General features: G+C 40.1%; 24 protein-coding genes and 1 other annotated feature. All 24 genes read left to right on the forward strand.

The window, feature by feature from the left end:
• The first annotated feature begins 1 nt into the window (after window position 1).
• The 24 genes from NST66_RS26320 (at window position 2) to rplV (ending at window position 21,812) form a co-directional block, all read left to right on the forward strand.
• Entirely contained in the window at window positions 2–511 is a 510-nt protein-coding gene (locus NST66_RS26320) for an NYN domain-containing protein (protein ID WP_013081364.1), read from the forward strand.
• Between the two features lie 68 nt (window positions 512–579).
• Complete coding sequence (gene sigH / locus NST66_RS26325) at window positions 580–1,230, forward strand: RNA polymerase sporulation sigma factor SigH (RefSeq protein WP_028412660.1); 651 nt, start codon at window positions 580–582, stop codon at window positions 1,228–1,230.
• Between the two features lie 81 nt (window positions 1,231–1,311).
• Window positions 1,312–1,461 carry a 50S ribosomal protein L33 gene (gene rpmG, locus NST66_RS26330; protein WP_013081365.1) on the forward strand — a complete coding sequence of 50 codons (150 nt, stop codon included), beginning with the start codon at window positions 1,312–1,314 and terminating at the stop codon, window positions 1,459–1,461.
• Window positions 1,462–1,514: 53 nt separating this feature from the next.
• Window positions 1,515–1,694, forward strand: a complete 180-nt coding sequence (secE, locus tag NST66_RS26335) for a preprotein translocase subunit SecE (RefSeq protein ID WP_013054912.1) — start codon at window positions 1,515–1,517, stop codon at window positions 1,692–1,694.
• 195 nt (window positions 1,695–1,889) lie between these two features.
• On the forward strand, window positions 1,890–2,423 hold the full coding sequence (gene nusG / locus NST66_RS26340) for a transcription termination/antitermination protein NusG (protein WP_014462032.1): 534 nt from the start codon (window positions 1,890–1,892) through the stop codon (window positions 2,421–2,423).
• 165 nt (window positions 2,424–2,588) lie between these two features.
• Window positions 2,589–3,014 (forward strand): 50S ribosomal protein L11, encoded by a 426-nt coding sequence (rplK, locus tag NST66_RS26345; RefSeq protein ID WP_013054914.1) that lies wholly within the window; start codon window positions 2,589–2,591, stop codon window positions 3,012–3,014.
• Window positions 3,015–3,124: 110 nt separating this feature from the next.
• Window positions 3,125–3,820, forward strand: coding sequence for a 50S ribosomal protein L1 (rplA, locus tag NST66_RS26350; protein WP_013054915.1), 696 nt, complete (start codon window positions 3,125–3,127; stop codon window positions 3,818–3,820).
• Window positions 3,821–3,885: 65 nt separating this feature from the next.
• Window positions 3,886–4,029: a sequence feature (ribosomal protein L10 leader region), on the forward strand.
• Between the two features lie 40 nt (window positions 4,030–4,069).
• Window positions 4,070–4,570 carry a 50S ribosomal protein L10 gene (gene rplJ / locus NST66_RS26355; protein WP_013054916.1) on the forward strand — a complete coding sequence of 167 codons (501 nt, stop codon included), beginning with the start codon at window positions 4,070–4,072 and terminating at the stop codon, window positions 4,568–4,570.
• A 44-nt stretch (window positions 4,571–4,614) separates the two neighbouring features.
• Window positions 4,615–4,977, forward strand: coding sequence for a 50S ribosomal protein L7/L12 (gene rplL, locus NST66_RS26360; RefSeq protein ID WP_013054917.1), 363 nt, complete (start codon window positions 4,615–4,617; stop codon window positions 4,975–4,977).
• 112 nt (window positions 4,978–5,089) lie between these two features.
• Entirely contained in the window at window positions 5,090–5,692 is a 603-nt protein-coding gene (locus NST66_RS26365) for a class I SAM-dependent methyltransferase (protein WP_034263652.1), read from the forward strand.
• Between the two features lie 245 nt (window positions 5,693–5,937).
• Complete coding sequence (rpoB, locus tag NST66_RS26370; RefSeq protein ID WP_028412662.1) at window positions 5,938–9,501, forward strand: DNA-directed RNA polymerase subunit beta; 3,564 nt, start codon at window positions 5,938–5,940, stop codon at window positions 9,499–9,501.
• Between the two features lie 62 nt (window positions 9,502–9,563).
• Window positions 9,564–13,157, forward strand: a complete 3,594-nt coding sequence (gene rpoC, locus NST66_RS26375) for a DNA-directed RNA polymerase subunit beta' (RefSeq protein WP_013081369.1) — start codon at window positions 9,564–9,566, stop codon at window positions 13,155–13,157.
• A 131-nt stretch (window positions 13,158–13,288) separates the two neighbouring features.
• Window positions 13,289–13,537, forward strand: coding sequence for a 50S ribosomal protein L7ae-like protein (locus tag NST66_RS26380; protein WP_013054921.1), 249 nt, complete (start codon window positions 13,289–13,291; stop codon window positions 13,535–13,537).
• Window positions 13,538–13,636: 99 nt separating this feature from the next.
• Window positions 13,637–14,059 (forward strand): 30S ribosomal protein S12, encoded by a 423-nt coding sequence (gene rpsL, locus NST66_RS26385; protein WP_013054922.1) that lies wholly within the window; start codon window positions 13,637–13,639, stop codon window positions 14,057–14,059.
• A gap of 50 nt (window positions 14,060–14,109) precedes the next feature.
• Window positions 14,110–14,580 carry a 30S ribosomal protein S7 gene (gene rpsG / locus NST66_RS26390; RefSeq protein ID WP_013054923.1) on the forward strand — a complete coding sequence of 157 codons (471 nt, stop codon included), beginning with the start codon at window positions 14,110–14,112 and terminating at the stop codon, window positions 14,578–14,580.
• Between the two features lie 57 nt (window positions 14,581–14,637).
• Window positions 14,638–16,716, forward strand: a complete 2,079-nt coding sequence (fusA, locus tag NST66_RS26395) for an elongation factor G (protein WP_028412663.1) — start codon at window positions 14,638–14,640, stop codon at window positions 16,714–16,716.
• 116 nt (window positions 16,717–16,832) lie between these two features.
• The gene (gene tuf / locus NST66_RS26400; RefSeq protein WP_013081371.1) at window positions 16,833–18,023 is read left to right on the forward strand and encodes an elongation factor Tu; all 1,191 of its coding nucleotides are present in this window, start codon (window positions 16,833–16,835) and stop codon (window positions 18,021–18,023) included.
• A gap of 315 nt (window positions 18,024–18,338) precedes the next feature.
• The gene (rpsJ, locus tag NST66_RS26405; RefSeq protein ID WP_013054926.1) at window positions 18,339–18,647 is read left to right on the forward strand and encodes a 30S ribosomal protein S10; all 309 of its coding nucleotides are present in this window, start codon (window positions 18,339–18,341) and stop codon (window positions 18,645–18,647) included.
• Between the two features lie 41 nt (window positions 18,648–18,688).
• Window positions 18,689–19,318 (forward strand): 50S ribosomal protein L3, encoded by a 630-nt coding sequence (gene rplC / locus NST66_RS26410; protein ID WP_013054927.1) that lies wholly within the window; start codon window positions 18,689–18,691, stop codon window positions 19,316–19,318.
• Window positions 19,319–19,346: 28 nt separating this feature from the next.
• On the forward strand, window positions 19,347–19,970 hold the full coding sequence (gene rplD, locus NST66_RS26415) for a 50S ribosomal protein L4 (protein WP_013081372.1): 624 nt from the start codon (window positions 19,347–19,349) through the stop codon (window positions 19,968–19,970).
• Window positions 19,970–20,257, forward strand: coding sequence for a 50S ribosomal protein L23 (rplW, locus tag NST66_RS26420; RefSeq protein ID WP_028412664.1), 288 nt, complete (start codon window positions 19,970–19,972; stop codon window positions 20,255–20,257). The genes rplD and rplW overlap by 1 nt, the downstream gene beginning before the upstream one ends.
• 27 nt (window positions 20,258–20,284) lie before the next feature.
• Window positions 20,285–21,115, forward strand: a complete 831-nt coding sequence (rplB, locus tag NST66_RS26425) for a 50S ribosomal protein L2 (RefSeq protein WP_013081374.1) — start codon at window positions 20,285–20,287, stop codon at window positions 21,113–21,115.
• Window positions 21,116–21,172: 57 nt separating this feature from the next.
• Window positions 21,173–21,451: a 30S ribosomal protein S19 gene (gene rpsS, locus NST66_RS26430; RefSeq protein WP_013054931.1), complete on the forward strand. Its 279-nt coding sequence runs from the start codon at window positions 21,173–21,175 to the stop codon at window positions 21,449–21,451.
• A gap of 19 nt (window positions 21,452–21,470) precedes the next feature.
• A complete protein-coding gene (gene rplV, locus NST66_RS26435; protein ID WP_013054932.1) occupies window positions 21,471–21,812 on the forward strand; it encodes a 50S ribosomal protein L22 in 342 nt (113 codons plus the stop codon).

Consider the following 21,812-nt stretch of genomic DNA (forward strand, 5'->3'; position numbering starts at 1 on the left):
AATGGATATTCTACTGGTGGATGGTTATAACATGATAGGTGCGTGGCCCGACCTAAGAAAGCTTAGAGATAATGATTTAGCGGGTGCTCGAGACCTGTTAATTGAAAAGATGGCAGAGTATCAAGCATATATGGGGTATCGTGTCATTATTGTCTTCGATGCTCATATGGTCGAAGGAATTGAAAAGAAGGCAAAAAATCATAAGGTTGACGTTGTATTTACACGAGAAAATGAAACAGCGGATGAGTACATTGAAAAGCTGGCTCAAGAGCTAAACAATGTAAAGACACAGATTCATGTTGCTACATCTGATTTTACGGAGCAGTGGGCAATCTTTGGACAAGGTGCGCTTAGAATTTCTGCTCGAGAATTGTACAACGAAATTGAGCAAATTGAGAAACATATTAATCTTGATGTGAAGTCTATTCAAAATCAAAAGCCAGCGGCACGCATTCAACTTTCCAATCAAGTAGCCGAAATTTTCGAAAAATGGCGCCGGGGACAGCGGTGAGGTTATTGACGGTACGGAATTAGCTACTGTATAATATTTCTATCTACTGTGCGGTCGGGGGGATCGATATGGGCGATACTTATGGGAGAAAACTGCATGCTCATTTCGAACAACAAGAGGATGAAACAGTTGTCGATCTTGTGCATAAAGGCGATATTGACGCATTAGAGTATTTGATTCATAAATACAAAAACTTTGTGCGAGCAAAGGCGCGGTCGTATTTTTTAATTGGGGCAGACCGTGAAGATATTGTACAAGAAGGTATGATAGGGTTATACAAGGCAATTAGAGATTTTAGAGAAGATAAGCTAACTTCGTTTAAAGCTTTTGCTGAACTTTGCATTACCAGGCAAATTATTACCGCTATTAAAACCGCAACAAGGCAAAAACATATTCCATTAAACTCTTATGTATCATTGGACAAGCCAATATATGATGAAGAGTCCGACCGAACCTTAATGGATGTTATTTCGGGGACAAAAGTAGCAAATCCAGAAGAGCTGCTCATTAATCGAGAGAAGTTTGATGATATTGAATTAAAGATGGCTGAACTGTTAAGTGATCTTGAGCGAAAAGTTCTCGTTCTTTATTTAGATGGTCAATCTTATCAAGAGATTTCAGAAGAGTTAAACCGCCACGTCAAATCCATCGATAATGCACTTCAGCGTGTGAAGAGGAAATTAGAGCGCTACCTCGAGATTCGTGAAATCACAATGTAGCCTTCTATCCTCATATTGACATGCTAAGAAAGTCTGTGATACTTTTTTATAGACATTATCACTCTATAGGTGGTTGACATTATGCGTAAAAAAGTTGTACTTGCGTGTGTGCAATGCGCTAGTCGTAACTATACGACTATGAAAAACACACAGCAAAACGAAGAGCGTTTAGAAATGAAGAAGTTTTGCAAAACGTGTAACGCACATACGATTCATCGTGAAACAAAGTAGATCAATAATCTGCACAGACTAATACCCCTTTTAATTTATTGGAGGTTACAAACATGAACCGTGTAGGAAATTTCTTGCGTGATGTTGGGCGTGAGATGAAGAAGGTAAGTTGGCCTAAAAAAAATGAGCTAACTCGTTATACAATTACTGTTATTTCTACAGTTGTATTTATGACACTCTTTTTTGTAGTAGTTGATTACGGAATTTCGTCACTTATTCGTTTAATCCCTTGAATAAATTGACTTGAATCATGGTATAATAAAGCTAAATTATGTTTTTTTCAGAAAAGCCCGGAGACGGGTTTTTTAATTTGCTTTAAGAATGATTGTGCTAGGAGTCAACTATTTTCCTAGTGCGTTGTCTGTGCAATAGATTAGGACATCTTATTTTATAGTGAGCTGGGAGGGAAGGACGTATAGTCCTCAGAAATGGAGAAAAATTGGTATGTAGTCCATACTTATTCTGGATATGAAAATAAAGTAAAAACAAATTTAGAAAAGCGCGTAGAAACAATGGGTATGCAAGATAAAATTTTCCGCGTTGTTGTTCCTGAAGAAGAAGAAAGAGAAATTAAGAACAACAAAGAAAAGATTACAAAGAAAAAAGTATTCCCAGGGTACGTGTTAGTTGAAATCATCATGACAGATGATTCATGGTATGTAGTTCGTAATACACCTGGCGTTACGGGCTTTGTAGGTTCAGCAGGTTCTGGATCAAAGCCAACTGCTCTTCTACCAGAAGAAGTAGAAATGATCTTAAAACAAATGGGCATGGACGAGCAGCATGCTGACTTTGACTTTGAACTAAAAGAAACAGTATTGGTTCAAGAAGGTCCGTTTGCAAACTTCGAAGGTACCATTGAAGAAATCGATACAGATAAACGTAAAGTTAAGGTTCATGTCGATATGTTCGGAAGACAAACGCCAGTAGAGCTAGACTTTACACAAATTGAAAAAATATAATCTGTAAGACCTTGCAATTCATGAAGTTTAATGTTAATATTTCATAAGTCAGTATGTCTCAAAACTAGAGACTAAAACAACTATTTCTTTATTTTATATATAAAGAACATTGAGTGGGAGGGCATCGCCCTATTACCACATCACGGACTTAAGGAGGTGTGTCTCGTGGCTAAAAAAGTAATTAAACTTGTTAAGTTACAAATTCCTGCAGGTAAAGCAAATCCAGCGCCACCAGTTGGTCCTGCATTAGGTCAAGCCGGTGTTAACATCATGGGTTTCTGTAAGGAGTTTAACGCTCGCACAGCTGATCAAGCTGGTCTTATCATTCCTGTTGAAATCACGGTATTTGAAGACCGTTCATTTACATTTATTACGAAAACTCCACCTGCTGCTGTACTACTTAAGAAAGCGGCTGGTATTGAGTCTGGTTCTGGTGAACCAAACCGTAATAAAGTTGCAACAGTCAAGCGTGACAAAGTGCGTGAGATTGCTGAAACTAAAATGCCTGACTTAAACGCTGCTAGCGTTGAATCTGCAATGCGCATGGTAGAAGGTACAGCGCGCAGTATGGGAATCGTAGTTGAAGACTAATTCCATTTGATTGGGTGTTAGAAGGTTGCGAGAAATGGAAGTTTTCCTATGCTCGCAACCTTTATTAGTGGGAGGTTATTCCGTTAAAACCACATAAGGAGGAAACAAAAATGGCTAAAAAAGGTAAAAAGTACGTTGAAGCTGCTAAGCTTGTAGATCGTACACAAACTTATTCAGTACAAGAAGCGATTGAATTAGTAAAGAAAACAAACACAACTAAATTTGATGCAACTGTAGAAGTAGCATTCCGTTTAGGAGTTGACCCTAAGAAAGCTGACCAACAAATTCGTGGTGCAGTAGTACTACCAAACGGTACAGGTAAAACTCAACGTGTATTAGTATTCGCTAAAGGCGAAAAAGCTAAAGAAGCTGAAGCTGCAGGCGCTGACTACGTTGGCGATGCTGACTACATCAACAAAATCCAACAAGGTTGGTTCGAGTTCGATGTAATCGTAGCTACTCCAGACATGATGGGTGAAGTTGGTAAACTTGGTCGTGTATTAGGACCTAAAGGTTTAATGCCAAACCCTAAAACTGGTACAGTAACATTTGATGTTCAAAAAGCAGTTAACGAAATCAAAGCTGGTAAAGTAGAATACCGTGTTGATAAAGCTGGTAACATCCACGTACCAATCGGTAAAGTATCTTTCGAAGAGAGCAAGTTAGTTGAAAACTTCACTACAATCTTCGAAACTATGGTAAAAGCTAAGCCGGCAGCAGCAAAAGGCACATACATGAAGAACGTAGCTGTTACTTCAACAATGGGCCCTGGTATCAAAGTTGATACTGCTTCATTCTCTGCTTAATAAATTTGGAAATAAATCGGTGTTGACTTTTTGAAAGTCCCTGATTATAATAGATAATGTTGTTAAAAAGAATAACATTTGTACCGTAGACAGTAGGTGCTGCAAAGCTTAATTTCCTACCGAGGTGTGTGAGATAAATTAGTGAAACGTTATGGTTCGCTTACTACACCTCCATGTCTTTATTGTCATGGAGGTTTTTTATTGCACCTTGTCTGAGTGTACGGAAGGAAATCTACAGGAGGTGTAAAGATGAGCAACGTAATTGAACAAAAGAAACAAGTCGTAGACGAAATTGCTGAAAAACTTCAAGCGAGTAACTCAATAGTTGTCGTTGACTACCGTGGTTTGAATGTTGCTGAAGTTACTGAACTTCGTAAGCAATTACGTGAAGCAGGCATTGAGTTCAAAGTTTACAAAAACACTTTAACTCGCCGTGCTGTAGAAAAACTTGAACTAACAGATCTTAATGATGCGTTAGTAGGTCCAAATGCAATCGCATTTGGTGGAGAAGATGTTGTTGCTCCAGCTAAAATTTTAAACAACTTCGCTAAAGAACACGAAGCGTTAGAAATCAAAGCTGGTGTAATTGAAGGTAATGTTGCATCTGTTGAAGAAATTAAAGCACTTGCAGAACTACCATCTCGCGAAGGCTTACTTTCTATGTTGCTTAGCGTGCTTCAAGCTCCAATTCGCAACCTTGCTCTTGCTACAAAAGCTGTGGCAGATCAAAAAGAAGAACAAGGTGCATAATCTAGTCTGTTATATATAACACAATCACAAGGAGGAAATTAACAATGACTCAAGAACAAATCATTGAAGCAGTTAAAAATATGACTGTTTTAGAACTTAACGATTTAGTAAAAGCAATCGAAGAAGAATTTGGCGTAACTGCTGCTGCTCCTGTAGCTGTAGCTGGCGGTGCTGCTGGTGAAGCTGCTGCTGAGAAAACTGAATTTGACCTAGTACTTGAAAGTGCTGGCGGACAAAAAATCAAAGTTATCAAAGTAGTACGTGAAATCACTGGTCTTGGCTTAAAAGAAGCTAAAGAAATCGTTGATAACGCTCCAAAAGCTCTTAAAGAAGGTATTTCTAAAGAAGAAGCTGAAGAAGCAAAAGCTAAACTTGAAGAAGTTGGCGCTTCTGTAGAAGTTAAGTAATTATTGCTTAACAACTGATATAAAAAAGCTCGCTTGTACAAGCGAGCTTTTTTGCTTCTGTCATCCTTTTCATTTATAGTAAAGAAGAACATATTGATTAGGAGGTTCTATTTTGACAGAACATTATTTTTCTAATACACCATCGTCTGCAAGTAATGAAGAGCGCTTTTCATTTGAATTGAGAGGAACCTCTTTTTCATTTACGAGTGACAGCGGTGTTTTTTCAAAAAAAGAGATCGATTTTGGATCGCGCCTGTTAATTGAAACGTTTCAAATGCCTGAGAGTCCCGGCCCGCTTCTGGATGTTGGGTGCGGATATGGCCCGATTGGGTTGGCTCTTGCAAAAGAGGATAGCCAAAGAAACGTTCATATGGTCGATGTTAATGAACGTGCATTAGCACTAGCTCAAAAAAATGCTGAAGTTAATTCAGTATCAAATGTTTCAATCTATCAAAGCTCTTGCTATGAAAATGTGAAGGAAACGAATTTTGCAGCTATTCTTAGTAATCCGCCGATCCGTGCGGGTAAAAAAGTTGTTCATGAAATTCTAGAAAAGTCATTAGATCACCTTGCTGACCAAGGAGAACTTTGGATTGTGATTCAGAAAAAGCAAGGAGCGCCATCTGCTCTTGCGAAATTAGAATCTCTATTTAATGAAGTAGAAGTAGTAGAAAAGAAAAAAGGGTATTATATCATATGTGCTAAAAAATGTTGACTAATATTTTTTAGTATGTTAGCATTATAAAATGCCAATATATAAATATTCCATATAAGCTCGGGTTATACATAAAATAAAAGGTATAATTTTGAATTATATGGGAAAAACTAATAAAATCAATAGTACGTTTTTATGAAATTGTGGTTTTCTATTTAAAGAGACCATTTTTCTTTTGTTCAATAATAAACATATGGTTTATTATATATTTTGAATAATAACGCTTGATTTGAGGGGTGAATCAGTTGACAGGTCAACTAGTTCAGTATGGACGCCACCGCCAACGCAGAAGTTATGCTCGTATTAGTGAAGTTTTAGAGTTACCGAACTTAATCGAGATTCAAACGGCTTCATACCAATGGTTTTTAGATGAAGGTTTACGAGAAATGTTCCAAGATATTTCTCCAATTGATGATTTTACAGGTAACTTATCACTAGAATTTATTGATTACAGCTTAGGTGAGCCAAAGTATTCAGTAGGAGAGTCTAAAGAACGTGATGTAACTTATGCAGCACCTCTTCGTGTTAAGGTGCGGTTAATTAATAAAGAAACAGGTGAAGTAAAAGACCAAGATGTGTTCATGGGAGATTTCCCATTGATGACCGAAACAGGTACCTTTGTAATTAATGGTGCTGAGCGTGTTATCGTATCACAGTTGGTTCGTTCACCAAGTGTTTACTATAGTGGAAAGCTTGATAAAAACGGTAAAAAAGGATATACAGCAACTGTTATCCCTAACCGTGGTGCATGGCTAGAATATGAAACTGATGCAAAAGATGTAGTATACGTGCGTATTGATCGTACTCGTAAACTGCCAGTAACAGTGCTGTTACGCGCGCTAGGTTTCGGTTCTGACCAAGAGATTATCGATTTAATCGGTGATAATGAATACATCCGTAATACGCTTGAAAAAGATAATACGGAAACAACGGAAAAAGCGCTATTAGAAATCTATGAGCGTTTACGTCCGGGTGAACCACCGACAGTTGAGAATGCGAAGTCTCTATTAGTATCTCGCTTCTTTGATCCAAAACGATATGACTTAGCGAACGTAGGTCGCTATAAAATTAATAAAAAGCTTCATATCAAACATCGCTTATTTAATCAAAAGCTAGCTGAAACATTAGTTGATCCTGAAACAGGTGAAATTATTGCAGAAAAAGGCGCAATGATTGATCGCCGTCTGCTAGATCGCTTGATTCCGATGCTTGAAGGTGGAGTAAACTTCAAAACTTATAGTCCGGTTGGTGGAGTAGTAGAAGACGATGTTACATTACAATCTATTAAGATTTATGCGCCAAATGATCCAGAAGGTGAAAAAGTCATCACTGTATCAGGCAACGCTTATGTAACAGAAGAAGTTAAAAATATCACACCTGCTGATATTTTAGCATCAATCAGTTACTTCTTTAACTTGCTTCATCAAGTAGGAGACACAGATGATATCGACCACTTAGGTAACCGTCGTCTGCGTTCTGTAGGTGAATTGTTACAAAACCAATTCCGTATCGGTTTATCTCGTATGGAACGTGTTGTTCGTGAAAGAATGTCAATTCAAGACACGAATACAATCACACCTCAACAATTAATTAATATTCGTCCAGTTATTGCGGCGATTAAAGAGTTCTTTGGAAGTTCTCAATTATCACAGTTCATGGATCAAACGAATCCATTAGGCGAATTGACGCACAAACGTCGTCTTTCAGCTCTAGGACCTGGTGGTTTAACGCGTGAACGCGCTGGTTTCGAAGTGCGTGACGTTCACTACTCCCACTATGGCCGTATGTGTCCGATTGAAACGCCAGAGGGTCCGAATATCGGGTTAATCAACTCACTTTCTTCTTATGCAAAAGTAAACAAATTCGGTTTCATCGAAACACCTTACCGTCGTATCGATCCTGAAACAGGTAAAGTGACAGAGCGAATTGACTACTTAACAGCTGATGAAGAAGATAACTATGTTGTAGCCCAAGCGAACGCTCGTCTAGGTGATGATGGTTCATTCTTAGATGAAAATGTCGTTGCACGTTTCCGTGGAGAAAACACGGTTATCCGTCGCGATCGTTTAGACTATATGGATGTATCACCAAAACAAGTTGTATCTGCCGCTACAGCATGTATCCCATTCTTAGAGAACGATGACTCTAACCGTGCATTAATGGGTGCGAACATGCAACGTCAAGCAGTACCTTTATTAAATCCTGAAGCACCAATCGTAGGTACAGGTATGGAATATGTATCTGGTAAAGACTCTGGTGCAGCCGTGATTTGTAAATACCCTGGCGTTGTAGAGCGCGTAGAAGCAAAACAAATTTTTGTTCGCCGCTATGAAGAAGTAGACGGACAAAAAGTTAAAGGTAACTTAGATCAATACAAATTATTAAAATTCGTTCGTTCTAACCAAGGTACTTGTTACAACCAGCGTCCAATTGTTTCAGTTGGCGACGAAGTAGTAAAAGGTGAGATCTTAGCCGACGGTCCTTCAATGGAAAAAGGTGAGCTTGCTTTAGGACGAAACGTAATGGTTGGTTTCATGACATGGGATGGTTACAACTATGAGGATGCCATCATCATGAGTGAACGCCTTGTGAAAGACGATGTATATACGTCTGTTCATATTGAAGAATATGAATCTGAGTCTCGTGATACGAAACTTGGACCTGAAGAAATTACGCGTGACATTCCAAACGTAGGTGAAGATGCGCTTCGCAACTTAGATGAGCGTGGAATCATCCGCATTGGTGCAGAAGTAAAAGATGGAGATCTTTTAGTTGGTAAAGTAACGCCAAAAGGTGTAACAGAACTAACAGCTGAAGAACGTCTTCTACACGCTATTTTCGGTGAAAAAGCGCGTGAAGTTCGTGATACTTCTCTTCGTGTACCGCACGGCGGCGGTGGAATTATCCTTGATGTTAAAGTCTTCAACCGTGAAGATGGCGACGAATTACCACCAGGTGTAAACCAATTAGTCCGTGTATACATTGTTCAGAAGCGTAAAATTTCTGAAGGTGACAAAATGGCCGGTCGTCACGGTAACAAAGGTGTAATTTCACGTATTTTACCGGAAGAAGATATGCCTTACCTACCAGACGGTACGCCAATTGACATCATGTTAAACCCATTAGGGGTACCATCTCGTATGAACATCGGTCAGGTGCTAGAGCTTCATTTAGGTATGGCTGCTCGTAAGCTTGGCATTCACGTTGCGTCTCCAGTATTTGATGGTGCGCGTGAGGAAGATGTTTGGGCAACAATCGAAGAAGCTGGCATGTCTCGTGATGCTAAAACAGTTCTATATGATGGTCGAACAGGTGAACCATTCGATAACCGTGTATCAGTAGGAATCATGTACATGATCAAACTTGCTCACATGGTAGACGATAAACTTCACGCTCGTTCTACTGGACCATACTCACTTGTTACACAACAACCACTTGGTGGTAAAGCGCAGTTCGGTGGACAGCGTTTTGGTGAGATGGAAGTATGGGCACTTGAAGCATACGGTGCTGCTTATACATTACAAGAGATCTTAACAGTGAAATCAGACGACGTAGTAGGTCGTGTGAAAACATACGAAGCAATTGTTAAAGGTGAAAACATTCCAGAACCTGGCATACCTGAATCGTTCAAAGTATTAATCAAAGAACTACAAAGTTTAGGTATGGATGTGAAGATGCTTTCTGCTGACGAGCAAGAAATTGATATCATGGACTCAGAAGAGGACCATGAGCAACCAACAGAATCAATTATTGCAGATAACGAAGAAAGCCTTTCTGAAGGACAAAAAGATCCTGTCACAAAAGAGTAAGGAATTACTTTCATATAAACGTTAAGGGAAAAAACCTGTAGATTAAAAGGGAGGTAGGCTCCTTGCTAGATGTAAATAACTTTGAGTATATGAAAATCGGTCTAGCTTCGCCAGATAAAATTCGTTCTTGGTCGTACGGTGAGGTAAAAAAACCTGAAACGATCAACTATCGTACGTTAAAACCTGAAAAAGACGGCTTATTCTGTGAGCGTATTTTTGGTCCACAAAAGGACTGGGAATGTCACTGCGGAAAATATAAGCGCGTTCGTTATAAAGGTGTTGTATGTGATCGTTGTGGCGTAGAAGTTACGCGCGCAAAAGTTCGTCGTGAACGCATGGGTCACATCGAACTAGCTGCACCTGTTTCACATATTTGGTACTTTAAAGGTATTCCTAGCCGCATGGGACTTGTCTTAGACATGTCCCCTCGTGCGCTAGAGGAAATCATTTATTTTGCTTCTTATGTAGTAACAGATGCTGGTGATACACCACTTGAAAAGAAACAGCTTTTATCAGAGAAAGAATACCGTGCGTATCGTGAGAAGTACGGACAAACTTTCCATGCAGCAATGGGTGCTGAAGCTGTTAAAAAATTATTGCATGATATCGATCTTGATAAAGAAGTAGATGCTTTGAAAGAAGAATTGAAAACTGCTCAAGGTCAACGTCGTACACGTGCTATTAAACGTTTAGAGGTACTAGAGGCTTTCCGTCATTCTGGTAACGAACCTTCTTGGATGATTTTAGACGTTCTACCGGTTATTCCGCCAGAACTTCGTCCAATGGTTCAATTAGATGGTGGACGCTTTGCTACGTCTGATCTAAATGATTTATATCGCCGTGTAATTAACCGTAACAACCGCTTAAAGCGTTTATTAGACCTTGGAGCTCCTAGCATTATCGTTCAAAACGAAAAGCGTATGCTTCAAGAAGCTGTAGATGCATTAATCGATAATGGTCGTCGTGGCCGTCCGGTAACAGGACCAGGTAACCGTCCATTAAAATCTCTTTCTCACATGTTAAAAGGTAAGCAAGGTCGCTTCCGTCAAAACTTATTAGGTAAACGTGTTGACTACTCTGGCCGTTCGGTAATCGTTGTAGGTCCGAACTTAAAGATGTATCAATGTGGTCTTCCAAAAGAAATGGCGTTAGAGCTTTTCAAACCTTTCGTAATGAAAGAGCTTGTTGAACGCGGTTTAGCTCATAACATCAAGAGTGCAAAACGTAAAATTGAACGTGTGCAACCTGAAGTATGGGACGTATTAGAATCGGTTATTAAAGAGCATCCAGTTCTTTTAAACCGTGCACCAACGCTACACAGACTAGGTATTCAAGCATTTGAACCTACGCTTGTAGAAGGTCGCGCTATTCGTCTTCATCCGCTTGTATGTACAGCATATAACGCTGACTTTGACGGTGACCAAATGGCGGTTCACGTTCCATTATCTGCGGAAGCACAAGCAGAAGCACGTATCTTAATGCTTGCTGCTCAAAATATCTTGAACCCTAAAGATGGTAAACCAGTTGTTACACCTTCACAGGATATGGTATTAGGTAACTACTACTTAACGCTTGAGCGTGAAGAGGCAGTTGGAGAAGGCATGGTGTTCAAGGATACAAATGAAGCACTATTAGCGTACCAAAACGGTTATGTGCATCTTCATACACGTGTAGGTGTGTATGCAGGTTCTTTAAACAACGAAACGTTTACAGAAGCACAAAATCAACAGTTGCTTGTTACAACGGTTGGTAAATTAGTTTTCAACGAAATTTTACCAAAATCGTTCCCATACATTAACGAACCAACAAGAGAAAACTTAGAAGTGAAAACTCCTGAGAAGTACTTTGTTGAAAAAGGTGCAGATGTGAAGGAATTCATCAAGAATCAACCGGCTATCGCACCGTTTAAGAAAAAAATCTTAGGTAATATTATCGCTGAAGTATTTAAACGTTTCAAAATTACTGAGACTTCTAAAATGCTTGACCGTATGAAAGACCTAGGTTTCAAATATTCTACTAAAGCTGGTATTACAGTTGGTGTAGCTGATATCGTGGTTTTAGGAGAAAAAGAAGTTATCTTAACAGAAGCGCAAGCTAAAGTAGATAACGTACTAAAACAATTCCGTCGCGGTTTAATTACTGAAGATGAGCGTTATGAGCGTGTTATCTCTGTATGGAGTAGCGCGAAAGACGTTATCCAAGGTAAATTAATGGCGTCATTAGACAAACGCAACCCAATCTTCATGATGAGTGACTCTGGTGCCCGTGGTAACGCATCTAACTTCACTCAGCTTGCAGGTATGCGTGGACTAATGGCCAACCCGTCCGGTCGTATCATTGAGTTACCAATCAAATCTAGTTTCCGTGAAGGTTTAACAGTATTAGAGTACTTTATCTCTACCCATGGTGCACGTAAAGGTCTTGCCGATACGGCTCTTAAAACAGCTGACTCAGGTTACCTTACTCGTCGTCTGGTTGACGTGGCACAAGACGTTATCGTACGTGATGACGACTGTGGTACAGACCGCGGTATTCTGGCTGTTGCAATCAAAGAAGGAACAGAAGAAATTGAGAAACTTGATGAGCGTCTAATTGGACGTTATGCAAGAAAAACACTACTTCACCCAGGAACAAACGAAGTGTTAGTGAAAGAAAACGAACTAATTACAGAAGACCTAGCTGAAACAATTGTGGATGCTGGTGTTGAAGAAGTATGGATTCGTTCTGCATTCACATGTAACACTCGCCACGGTGTATGTAAAAAATGTTACGGTCGTAACCTTGCAACTGGTTCAGAAGTTGAAGTGGGTGAGGCAGTTGGTATCATCGCTGCTCAATCTATCGGTGAGCCAGGTACACAGTTAACGATGCGTACATTCCATACAGGTGGGGTTGCTGGAGACGATATCACTCAAGGTTTACCGCGTATCCAAGAGATTTTCGAAGCGCGTAACCCTAAAGGTCAAGCCGTTATTTCTGAAATTGAAGGTACAATTGCCGGCATTTCTGAAGGACGCGATCGTCAGCACGAAATTACTGTTCAAGGAGAGATTGAAACTCGTTCTTACACAGCTCCGTACAGTGCACGCCTGAAAGTTATTGAAGGACAGCGCATTGCACGTGGTCAAGAATTAACGGAAGGTTCAATTGATCCTAAAGAATTACTAAAAGTAAAAGACATCACGGCTGTACAAGAGTACTTGCTTCGTGAGGTGCAAAAAGTATACCGTATGCAAGGGGTAGAAATTGGAGATAAACACGTAGAGGTAATGGTTCGCCAAATGCTTCGTAAAGTGCGTGTAATGGATTCAGGAGATACAGATGTATTACCAGGTTCATTACTTGATATTCACCAATTCACTGATGCAAATGAAAAAGTATTACTTGAAGGCAATCGTCCAGCGACAGGCCGTCCTGTATTACTTGGTATTACAAAAGCATCTCTTGAAACTGATTCCTTCTTATCTGCTGCGTCATTCCAAGAAACAACGCGTGTTCTTACGGATGCTGCAATCAAAGGAAAACGTGATGAGTTGCTTGGACTTAAAGAGAATGTTATCATTGGTAAGCTAGTTCCGGCTGGTACAGGTATGACGAGATATCGTAATGCTGAACCAATCAAAAACCAAGCTGAAGAAACGGTAACAATCGACTAATTATAAAATCATTACTCTAGAATGGATGTTTTTTAAAAAAACTACGAAACGTTAGTTGACATCCATTCTAGGGAATGATACTATATCAAAGGTGCTCCTATAAACTACCTGTTACTTTGGAGGATATGATAATGTCTTATGAAAAAGTATTACAGGCTGATCATATTATTGTAGGAACAAAGCAGACGGTGAAAGCATTAAAAAAAGGTACAGTAAAGGAAGTCATCATTGCTGAAGACGCTGATTTTTATGTCACATCCATTGTGGCAAAAACGGCACAGCAAGAAAACGTTCCGTATACGTATGTCCCTTCTATGCGAAAGCTTGGTCAAGCTTGTAGGATAGAAGTTAACGCTGCAACTGTTGCAATTATTAGTTAACACGTTTTTGAACTTTTAGTTTCAAAGACTTTGTTTTTTGCTAAAAAATGAACCACCTGGATGTGTGGTCTTACAAAAGGCGAAAGGAGGAAAAATTAAATGCCTACTATTAACCAATTAATCCGTAATGGTCGTGTGAGTAAAGGTAAAAAATCTGACTCACCTGCTTTAAACAGAGGTTACAACAGCTTCAAGAAAGCTCAAACTAACCAATCTTCTCCACAAAAACGTGGTGTATGTACACGTGTGGGTACTATGACACCGAAGAAACCGAACTCGGCTCTTCGTAAATATGCTCGTGTACGTTTAACAAACGGTATCGAGGTAACAGCTTATATCCCAGGTATTGGTCACAACTTACAAGAACACAGCGTGGTACTTATCCGCGGTGGACGTGTAAAAGATTTACCAGGGGTACGTTACCATATCGTACGTGGTGCACTTGATACTGCTGGTGTGGATGGCCGTATGCAAGGTCGTTCTAAATATGGTACTAAGCGACCAAAAGCAGCTAAAAAATAATAGCTTAACAATTAATAGATAAACTTTTAAAAGTGAAAGGAGGAAGTAGAATGCCACGTAAGGGACCTGTTGCAAAAAGAGACGTATTACCAGATCCGATTTACAATTCTAAGCTTGTATCTCGCTTAATCAACAAAATGATGCTTGATGGAAAGCGCGGTAAGTCACAAGCTATTCTTTATAGAGCATTCGATTTAGTACAAGAGCGCAGTGGTAAAGAAGCTATGGAAGTATTCGACCAAGCTCTTAAAAACATCATGCCTGTACTAGAAGTTAGAGCACGCCGTGTAGGGGGTTCTAACTACCAAGTTCCTGTAGAAGTACGCCCAGAGCGTCGTACTACTTTAGGTCTTCGTTGGTTAGTAAACTATGCTCGTCTTCGTGGAGAAAAAACGATGGAAGAGCGTTTAGCTAACGAAATCCTTGACGCAGCTAACAACACTGGTGCTGCAGTTAAGAAACGTGAAGATACTCACAAAATGGCAGAAGCTAATAAAGCATTTGCTCATTACCGTTGGTAATCTTTTAACGAAACTTTTAAAAAAACAAATTATAATATGGAAGGAGAAATACCTAAGATGGCAAGAGAGTTCTCCTTAGAAAACACTCGTAATATTGGGATCATGGCTCACATTGATGCTGGTAAAACAACAACAACTGAGCGTGTTCTTTATTATACTGGCCGTATCCATAAAATTGGTGAAACTCATGAAGGAGCTTCACAAATGGACTGGATGGAGCAAGAGCAAGAACGTGGTATCACTATCACGTCTGCTGCGACAACTGCTTCTTGGAAAGGTCACCGCGTTAACATCATCGATACTCCTGGACACGTAGACTTCACTGTTGAAGTTGAGCGTTCATTACGTGTACTTGATGGCGCTGTGGCAGTTCTTGATGCTCAATCTGGTGTTGAGCCTCAAACAGAAACAGTATGGCGTCAAGCGACTACGTACGGTGTTCCCCGTGTCGTATTCGTTAACAAAATGGACAAAATTGGTGCTGACTTCTTGTACTCTGTAAAAACGATCCACGATCGTTTAGGTGCAAATGCTCACCCAATTCAGTTGCCAATCGGTGCTGAAGATGACTTCGAAGCAATCATTGACCTTGTGGAAATGAAAGCATACTTCTACGAAGATGACTTAGGTACTCGTTCAGAATCTCGTGAAATTCCTGAGGAATACAAAGAGCAAGCTGAAGAATACCGTGCAAGCCTAGTAGAAGCTGTTGCAGAACTTGACGAAGAATTAATGATGAAGTACTTAGACGAAGGCGAGCTTACAGTTGAAGAACTAAAAGCTGGTATCCGTAAAGGTACTTGTGACGTTGAATTCTACCCAGTTATCTGTGGTTCAGCATTCAAAAACAAAGGTGTACAATTAATGCTAGATGCGGTAATTGATTACCTACCATCTCCAGTTGATGTACCAGCAATCCAAGGTATCGTACCTGACACAGAAGAAGAAGTTACGCGTGAGTCTAGCGACAACGCTCCTTTCTCAGCATTAGCGTTCAAAGTTATGACGGACCCTTATGTTGGTAAATTAACGTTCTTCCGTGTGTACTCTGGTGTACTAAGCTCTGGTTCATACATCAAAAACTCTACAAAAGGTAAGCGTGAGCGTGTAGGTCGTATCCTACAAATGCATGCTAACTCTCGTGAAGAGATTTCTGAAGTATACGCTGGAGATATCGCAGCAGCTGTAGGATTAAAAGATACTTCTACTGGTGATACTCTATGTGACGAAAAGAGTCTTGTAATTCTTGAGTCTATGGAATTCCCAGAGCCAGTTATCTCTTTATCTGTTGAGCCAAAATCAAAAGCTGACCAAGATAAAATGACGACAGCTCTTCAAAAGTTACAAGAAGAAGATCCAACTTTCCGTGCGGAAACTAATACAGAGACTGGTCAAATCATCATCTCTGGTATGGGTGAGCTTCACCTTGATATCATCGTTGACCGTATGCGTCGCGAATTCAAAGTAGAAGCAAACGTTGGTGCTCCTCAAGTAGCTTACCGTGAAACTTTCCGCGCTGGTGCGAAAGTTGAAGGTAAATTCGCTCGTCAATCTGGTGGTCGTGGACAATTCGGTCACGTTTGGATTGAGTTCGAACCTAACGAAGAAGGAAAAGGCTTTGAATTTGAGAACAAAATCGTTGGTGGTGTAGTTCCACGTGAATACATCCCTGCAGTTCAAGCTGGTCTTGAAGATGCATTACAAAACGGTGTTCTTGCTGGTTATCCATTAATCGATATCAAAGCTGCTTTAGTTGATGGATCTTACCATGACGTTGACTCAAGTGAGATGGCGTTTAAAATTGCCGCTTCTATGGCTCTTAAAAACGCAGTATCAAAATGTAACCCAGCTATCCTTGAACCAATGATGAAGGTTGAAGTTGTTATCCCTGACGAATACTTAGGAGATATCATGGGTGACGTTACGTCTCGTCGTGGACGTGTAGAAGGTATGGAAGCACGCGGTAACGCTCAAGTTGTACGTGCATTCGTTCCACTTTCTGAAATGTTTGGTTATGCAACTGCATTACGTTCAAACACTCAAGGTCGCGGAACATATTCTATGCACTTCGATCACTACGAAGAAGTTCCTAAATCAATTTCAGAAGAAATTATTAAAAAAAATAAAGGTGAATAATTGATTTTCACTCTTTATTGAAGTATAACTACTTATGTACGCTGTGAAAGTGGAGCTCATTCCCTTTCACGGCCTCATAAAACATAAACTACATGAATTTTAAGGAGGATTTTCGAATGGCTAAGGAAAAATTCGACCGTTCAAAAACACATGCCAATATCGGTACAATTGGTCACGTTGACCATGGTAAAACAACTTTAACAGCTGCTATCACTACTGTTCTTGCTAAGAAAAGTGGTAAAGGTGCAGCAATGGCTTACGACATGATCGACGCTGCTCCAGAAGAGCGCGAGCGTGGAATCACAATCTCAACTGCACACGTTGAGTATGAAACTGACACTCGTCACTATGCACACGTTGACTGCCCAGGACATGCTGACTATGTTAAAAACATGATCACTGGTGCTGCTCAAATGGATGGCGGTATCTTAGTAGTATCTGCTGCTGATGGTCCAATGCCACAAACTCGTGAGCACATCCTTCTTTCTCGTCAAGTAGGTGTACCTTACCTAGTTGTATTCTTAAACAAATGTGACATGGTAGACGACGAAGAGCTACTTGAATTAGTAGAAATGGAAGTACGTGACCTTCTTTCTGAATACGACTTCCCTGGTGACGATGTACCAGTAATCAAAGGTTCTGCTCTTAAAGCTCTTGAAGGCGAAGCTGATTGGGAAGCTAAAATCATCGAGCTTATGGACGCTGTTGATGAGTACATCCCAACTCCAGAACGTGACACTGAAAAACCATTCATGATGCCAGTTGAGGACGTATTCTCAATCACTGGTCGTGGTACAGTTGCTACAGGTCGTGTAGAGCGTGGACAAGTTAAAGTTGGTGACGTTATCGACATCATCGGTTTAACTGAAGAGCCAAAATCTACTACTGTAACAGGTGTAGAAATGTTCCGTAAGCTTCTTGACTATGCTGAAGCTGGCGACAACATCGGTGCTTTACTTCGTGGTGTAGCACGTGAAGAAATCCAACGTGGACAAGTATTAGCTAAACCAGGCTCAATCACTCCACACACTAAATTTACTGCTGAAGTATACGTTCTTTCTAAAGACGAAGGTGGACGTCACACTCCATTCTTCACAAACTACCGTCCACAGTTCTACTTCCGTACAACTGATGTAACTGGTATTTGTAACTTACCTGAAGGCGTAGAAATGGTAATGCCTGGCGACAACATCGAAATGACTGTTGAACTTATCGCTCCAATCGCGATTGAAGAAGGTACTAAATTCTCAATCCGTGAAGGTGGACGTACAGTAGGCGCTGGCGTTGTAGCTAAAATCAGCGAGTAATTTCTCGTTTCAGTAAAGGGAGTAGGGTAACCTACTCCTTTTTTATTTGGTGATAAAAGGTAAAGATAGTTTTTACTATTACACTTGCAAAATGATCTCCTTTTATATATAATGAAAAAAGTGTGCGACACATAAAAAAGTTTTTTAACTTTATTGTTGCAATATGAACCCATTTTTAGTATAATAAAAATGTTGGTCTTTGACTGCGATGATGCGGAAGGTTGCCGACACACCCGGCCGCTTTGCCATGGCGAGTGTGGGGAAATTTCCGCGGAGAATGTCTATTGTAAAATAGGCGAAAAAGGAGGGAAAATAATGGCAAAAGAAAAAATTCGCATTCGTTTAAAAGCATATGATCACAGAATTCTTGATCAATCTGCTGAGAAAATCGTAGAAACTGCAAAACGTTCTGGTGCGGCTGTATCTGGTCCGATTCCATTACCGACTGAAAAATCAATTTATACAATTCTACGTGCAGTACACAAATATAAAGATTCTCGTGAGCAGTTCGAAATGCGCACGCATAAACGCTTAATTGATATCGTGAATCCAACACCACAAACTGTTGATTCATTAATGCGTTTAGACTTACCATCTGGTGTAGATATCGAAATTAAACTTTAATTTAAAATAAAGAATGAAAAGATACTTAGGAGGTGTGACTAATGGCCAAAGGAATCTTAGGAAGAAAGATCGGTATGACTCAAGTATTTGCTGAAAATGGTGACTTGATCCCAGTAACAGTAATTGAAGCTTCTGCTAACGTAGTTCTTCAAGTTAAAAACGCTGAGACAGACGGTTACGAAGCAATCCAATTAGGTTTCGAAGATATCCGTGAAAAACTATCTAACAAACCTGCAAAAGGACATGCTACTAAAGCTAATACTGCTCCTAAGCGCTTCATCCGTGAGTTACGCGGTGTGGACGCTTCAGCATATGAAGTTGGTCAAGAAGTCAAGGTTGATATTTTCGCAGAAGGCGATGTAATTGATGTAACAGGAATCTCAAAAGGTAAAGGTTTCCAAGGTGCTATTAAACGCCACGGACAATCTCGCGGACCTATGTCTCATGGTTCTCGCTACCACCGTCGCCCAGGTTCAATGGGTCCTGTAGCTCCAAACCGCGTATTTAAAGGTAAATTATTACCAGGACGCATGGGTGGAGAGCGCATCACTGTGCAAAACTTATCAATCGTTAAAGTTGACGCAGAACGCAATCTTTTATTAGTAAAAGGTAACGTGCCAGGAGCTAGAAAATCTCTAGTTACTGTTAAATCTGCAGTTAAATCTAAATAATAATTCTTCGAGAAAGGAGGAATAACCAATGCCAAAAGTAGCATTGTTTAACCAAAACGGTGAAAACGTTGGAGAGATCGAACTTCAAGATGCCGTTTTCGGTATCGAACCAAACAACAAAGTACTTTTCGACGCGATCGTAATGCAACGCGCATCTCAACGTCAAGGTACTTCTAAAGTTAAAAATCGTTCTGAAGTAAGAGGCGGTGGCCGTAAGCCATGGCGTCAAAAAGGTACTGGTCGTGCTCGTCAAGGATCTATCCGTTCTCCACAATGGCGTGGTGGTGGCGTAGTATTTGGTCCAGTTCCAAGAAGCTATAGCTACAAATTACCTAAAAAAGTTCGTCGTTTAGCAATTAAGTCTGCATTATCAACTAAAGCTCAAGATAACAGCATCGTTGTTCTTGAAGCTCTTTCTTTTGACGCTCCAAAAACAAAAGAAATGGTAGCAGTTCTTAAAAACCTAACAGTAGAACGCAAAGCATTAGTAGTAACTGCTGATCTTAACGAAAATGTTGCACTTTCAGCACGTAATATTCCTGGTGTAACAGTTGTTGCAGCTAATGGTTTAAGCGTATTAGACGTTATGAACCATGATAAGCTTGTAATCACTAAAGACGCAGTTGAAAAAGTAGAGGAGGTGCTTGCATAATGAAAGATCCTCGTGATATTATTAAGCGCCCCGTAATTACAGAACGTTCAACAGACTTAATGGCTGAGAAAAAATATACGTTTGATGTTGATGTAAAAGCTAATAAAACTGAGGTTAAAGATGCTATCGAAAAAATCTTTGACGTAAAAGTTGAAAAAGTAAACATCATGAACTACAAAGGTAAATTCAAGCGTGTAGGTCGCTACAGTGGTCTTACTAACCGTCGTCGTAAAGCGGTAGTAACACTAACTCAAGAGAGCAACGAAATCGAATTCTTCGAAGCTTAAGATTACTAGAGAAGGAGGGAAATTGAGATGGCGATTAAAAAGTATAAACCAACCTCAAATGGTCGTCGTGGTATGTCAGTTTCTGATTTCGCTGAAATTACTACTGACAAACCAGAAAAATCGTTACTTGCACCTGTCAAGAGAAAAGGTGGTCGTAACAACCAAGGTAAATTGACTGTTCGTCACCAAGGTGGTGGGCACAAGCGTCAATACCGTATCATCGATTTTAAACGCGATAAAGATGGAATACCTGGACGCGTTGCTACAATCGAATATGATCCAAACCGTTCAGCTAACATCGCATTAATTCATTATGCTGATGGTGAAAAACGTTACATCCTTGCTCCTAAAAACCTAAAAGTAGGTTTAGAAGTTATGTCAGGTCCTGAAGCTGACATTAAAGTAGGTAACGCGCTTCCTTTAGCTAACATCCCTGTTGGTACAGTAGTACACAACATCGAATTGAAACCTGGTAAAGGTGGACAATTAGTTCGTTCTGCAGGTACATCTGCTCAAGTACTTGGTAAAGAAGGTAAATACGTATTAGTACGTTTAACTTCTGGTGAAGTACGCATGATCCTTGCAACTTGTCGTGCAACTGTAGGTCAAGTTGGTAACGAACAACACGAGTTAATCAACATCGGTAAAGCCGGTCGTTCTCGTTGGTTAGGTATTCGTCCAACTGTACGTGGTTCTGTAATGAACCCTAACGATCACCCACACGGTGGTGGTGAAGGACGTTCTCCAATCGGACGTAAGTCTCCAATGAGTCCATGGGGTAAACCAACACTTGGTTACAAAACTCGTAAGAAGAAAAACAAATCCGATAAATTTATCGTTCGTCGTCGTAAAAAATAACGGGATTGAGCTACGGTTCAAACGAACCGTAGGACAATCACGAAGGGAGGTTCATTTATGGGTCGCAGCTTAAAGAAAGGACCTTTTGTAGATGACCATTTAATCAACAAAATTGAGAAGTTAAACGAAACTGACAGCAAGCAAGTAGTAAAAACTTGGTCTCGTCGTTCAACTATCTTCCCTCAGTTCATTGGTCATACAATTGCTGTATATGACGGTCGTAAACATGTACCAGTTTATGTTACTGAAGACATGGTAGGTCACAAACTTGGTGAATTCGCACCATCTCGTACTTACAAAGGTCACGCAAGTGATGATAAGAAAACAAGACGCTAATATGAGAGGAGGCTTTTAAATGCAAGCTAAAGCTGTCGCGAGAACAGTACGTATTGCTCCTCGTAAAGTTCGTTTAGTTGTAGATTTAATTCGAGGTAAGCAAGTGGGTGAAGCGCTAGCAGTGCTACTTCACACGCCAAAGGCTGCTTCTCCAGTCGTTGAGAAAGTATTAAAATCTGCTATTGCCAATGCAGAACACAATTATGAAATGGACGCTAACAATTTAGTTATTACTGACGCTTTTGTTAACGAAGGTCCAACTTTAAAACGTTTCCGTCCACGCGCTATGGGACGTGCAAGCCAAATTAACAAGCGCACAAGCCACATCACAATCGTGGTATCAGAAAAGAAGGAGGGATAA

The organism is Priestia sp. FSL W8-0524 (assembly GCF_038005965.1).
Lineage (GTDB): Bacteria > Bacillota > Bacilli > Bacillales > Bacillaceae_H > Priestia > Priestia zanthoxyli.

Excerpts from the sequence above, each read along its gene's own strand:
- NST66_RS26320 (WP_013081364.1), top strand. The coding sequence starts at position 2 with ATGGATATTCTACTGGTGGATGGTTATAACATGATAGGTGCGTGGCCC.
- sigH (WP_028412660.1), top strand. The coding sequence starts at position 580 with ATGGGCGATACTTATGGGAGAAAACTGCATGCTCATTTCGAACAACAA.
- rpmG (WP_013081365.1), top strand. The coding sequence starts at position 1,312 with ATGCGTAAAAAAGTTGTACTTGCGTGTGTGCAATGCGCTAGTCGTAAC.
- secE (WP_013054912.1), top strand. The coding sequence starts at position 1,515 with ATGAACCGTGTAGGAAATTTCTTGCGTGATGTTGGGCGTGAGATGAAG.
- nusG (WP_014462032.1), top strand. The coding sequence starts at position 1,890 with ATGGAGAAAAATTGGTATGTAGTCCATACTTATTCTGGATATGAAAAT.
- rplA (WP_013054915.1), top strand. The coding sequence starts at position 3,125 with ATGGCTAAAAAAGGTAAAAAGTACGTTGAAGCTGCTAAGCTTGTAGAT.
- rplJ (WP_013054916.1), top strand. The coding sequence starts at position 4,070 with ATGAGCAACGTAATTGAACAAAAGAAACAAGTCGTAGACGAAATTGCT.
- rplL (WP_013054917.1), top strand. The coding sequence starts at position 4,615 with ATGACTCAAGAACAAATCATTGAAGCAGTTAAAAATATGACTGTTTTA.
- NST66_RS26380 (WP_013054921.1), top strand. The coding sequence starts at position 13,289 with ATGTCTTATGAAAAAGTATTACAGGCTGATCATATTATTGTAGGAACA.
- rpsL (WP_013054922.1), top strand. The coding sequence starts at position 13,637 with ATGCCTACTATTAACCAATTAATCCGTAATGGTCGTGTGAGTAAAGGT.
- rpsG (WP_013054923.1), top strand. The coding sequence starts at position 14,110 with ATGCCACGTAAGGGACCTGTTGCAAAAAGAGACGTATTACCAGATCCG.
- fusA (WP_028412663.1), top strand. The coding sequence starts at position 14,638 with ATGGCAAGAGAGTTCTCCTTAGAAAACACTCGTAATATTGGGATCATG.
- tuf (WP_013081371.1), top strand. The coding sequence starts at position 16,833 with ATGGCTAAGGAAAAATTCGACCGTTCAAAAACACATGCCAATATCGGT.
- rpsJ (WP_013054926.1), top strand. The coding sequence starts at position 18,339 with ATGGCAAAAGAAAAAATTCGCATTCGTTTAAAAGCATATGATCACAGA.
- rplC (WP_013054927.1), top strand. The coding sequence starts at position 18,689 with ATGGCCAAAGGAATCTTAGGAAGAAAGATCGGTATGACTCAAGTATTT.
- rplD (WP_013081372.1), top strand. The coding sequence starts at position 19,347 with ATGCCAAAAGTAGCATTGTTTAACCAAAACGGTGAAAACGTTGGAGAG.
- rplW (WP_028412664.1), top strand. The coding sequence starts at position 19,970 with ATGAAAGATCCTCGTGATATTATTAAGCGCCCCGTAATTACAGAACGT.
- rplB (WP_013081374.1), top strand. The coding sequence starts at position 20,285 with ATGGCGATTAAAAAGTATAAACCAACCTCAAATGGTCGTCGTGGTATG.
- rpsS (WP_013054931.1), top strand. The coding sequence starts at position 21,173 with ATGGGTCGCAGCTTAAAGAAAGGACCTTTTGTAGATGACCATTTAATC.
- rplV (WP_013054932.1), top strand. The coding sequence starts at position 21,471 with ATGCAAGCTAAAGCTGTCGCGAGAACAGTACGTATTGCTCCTCGTAAA.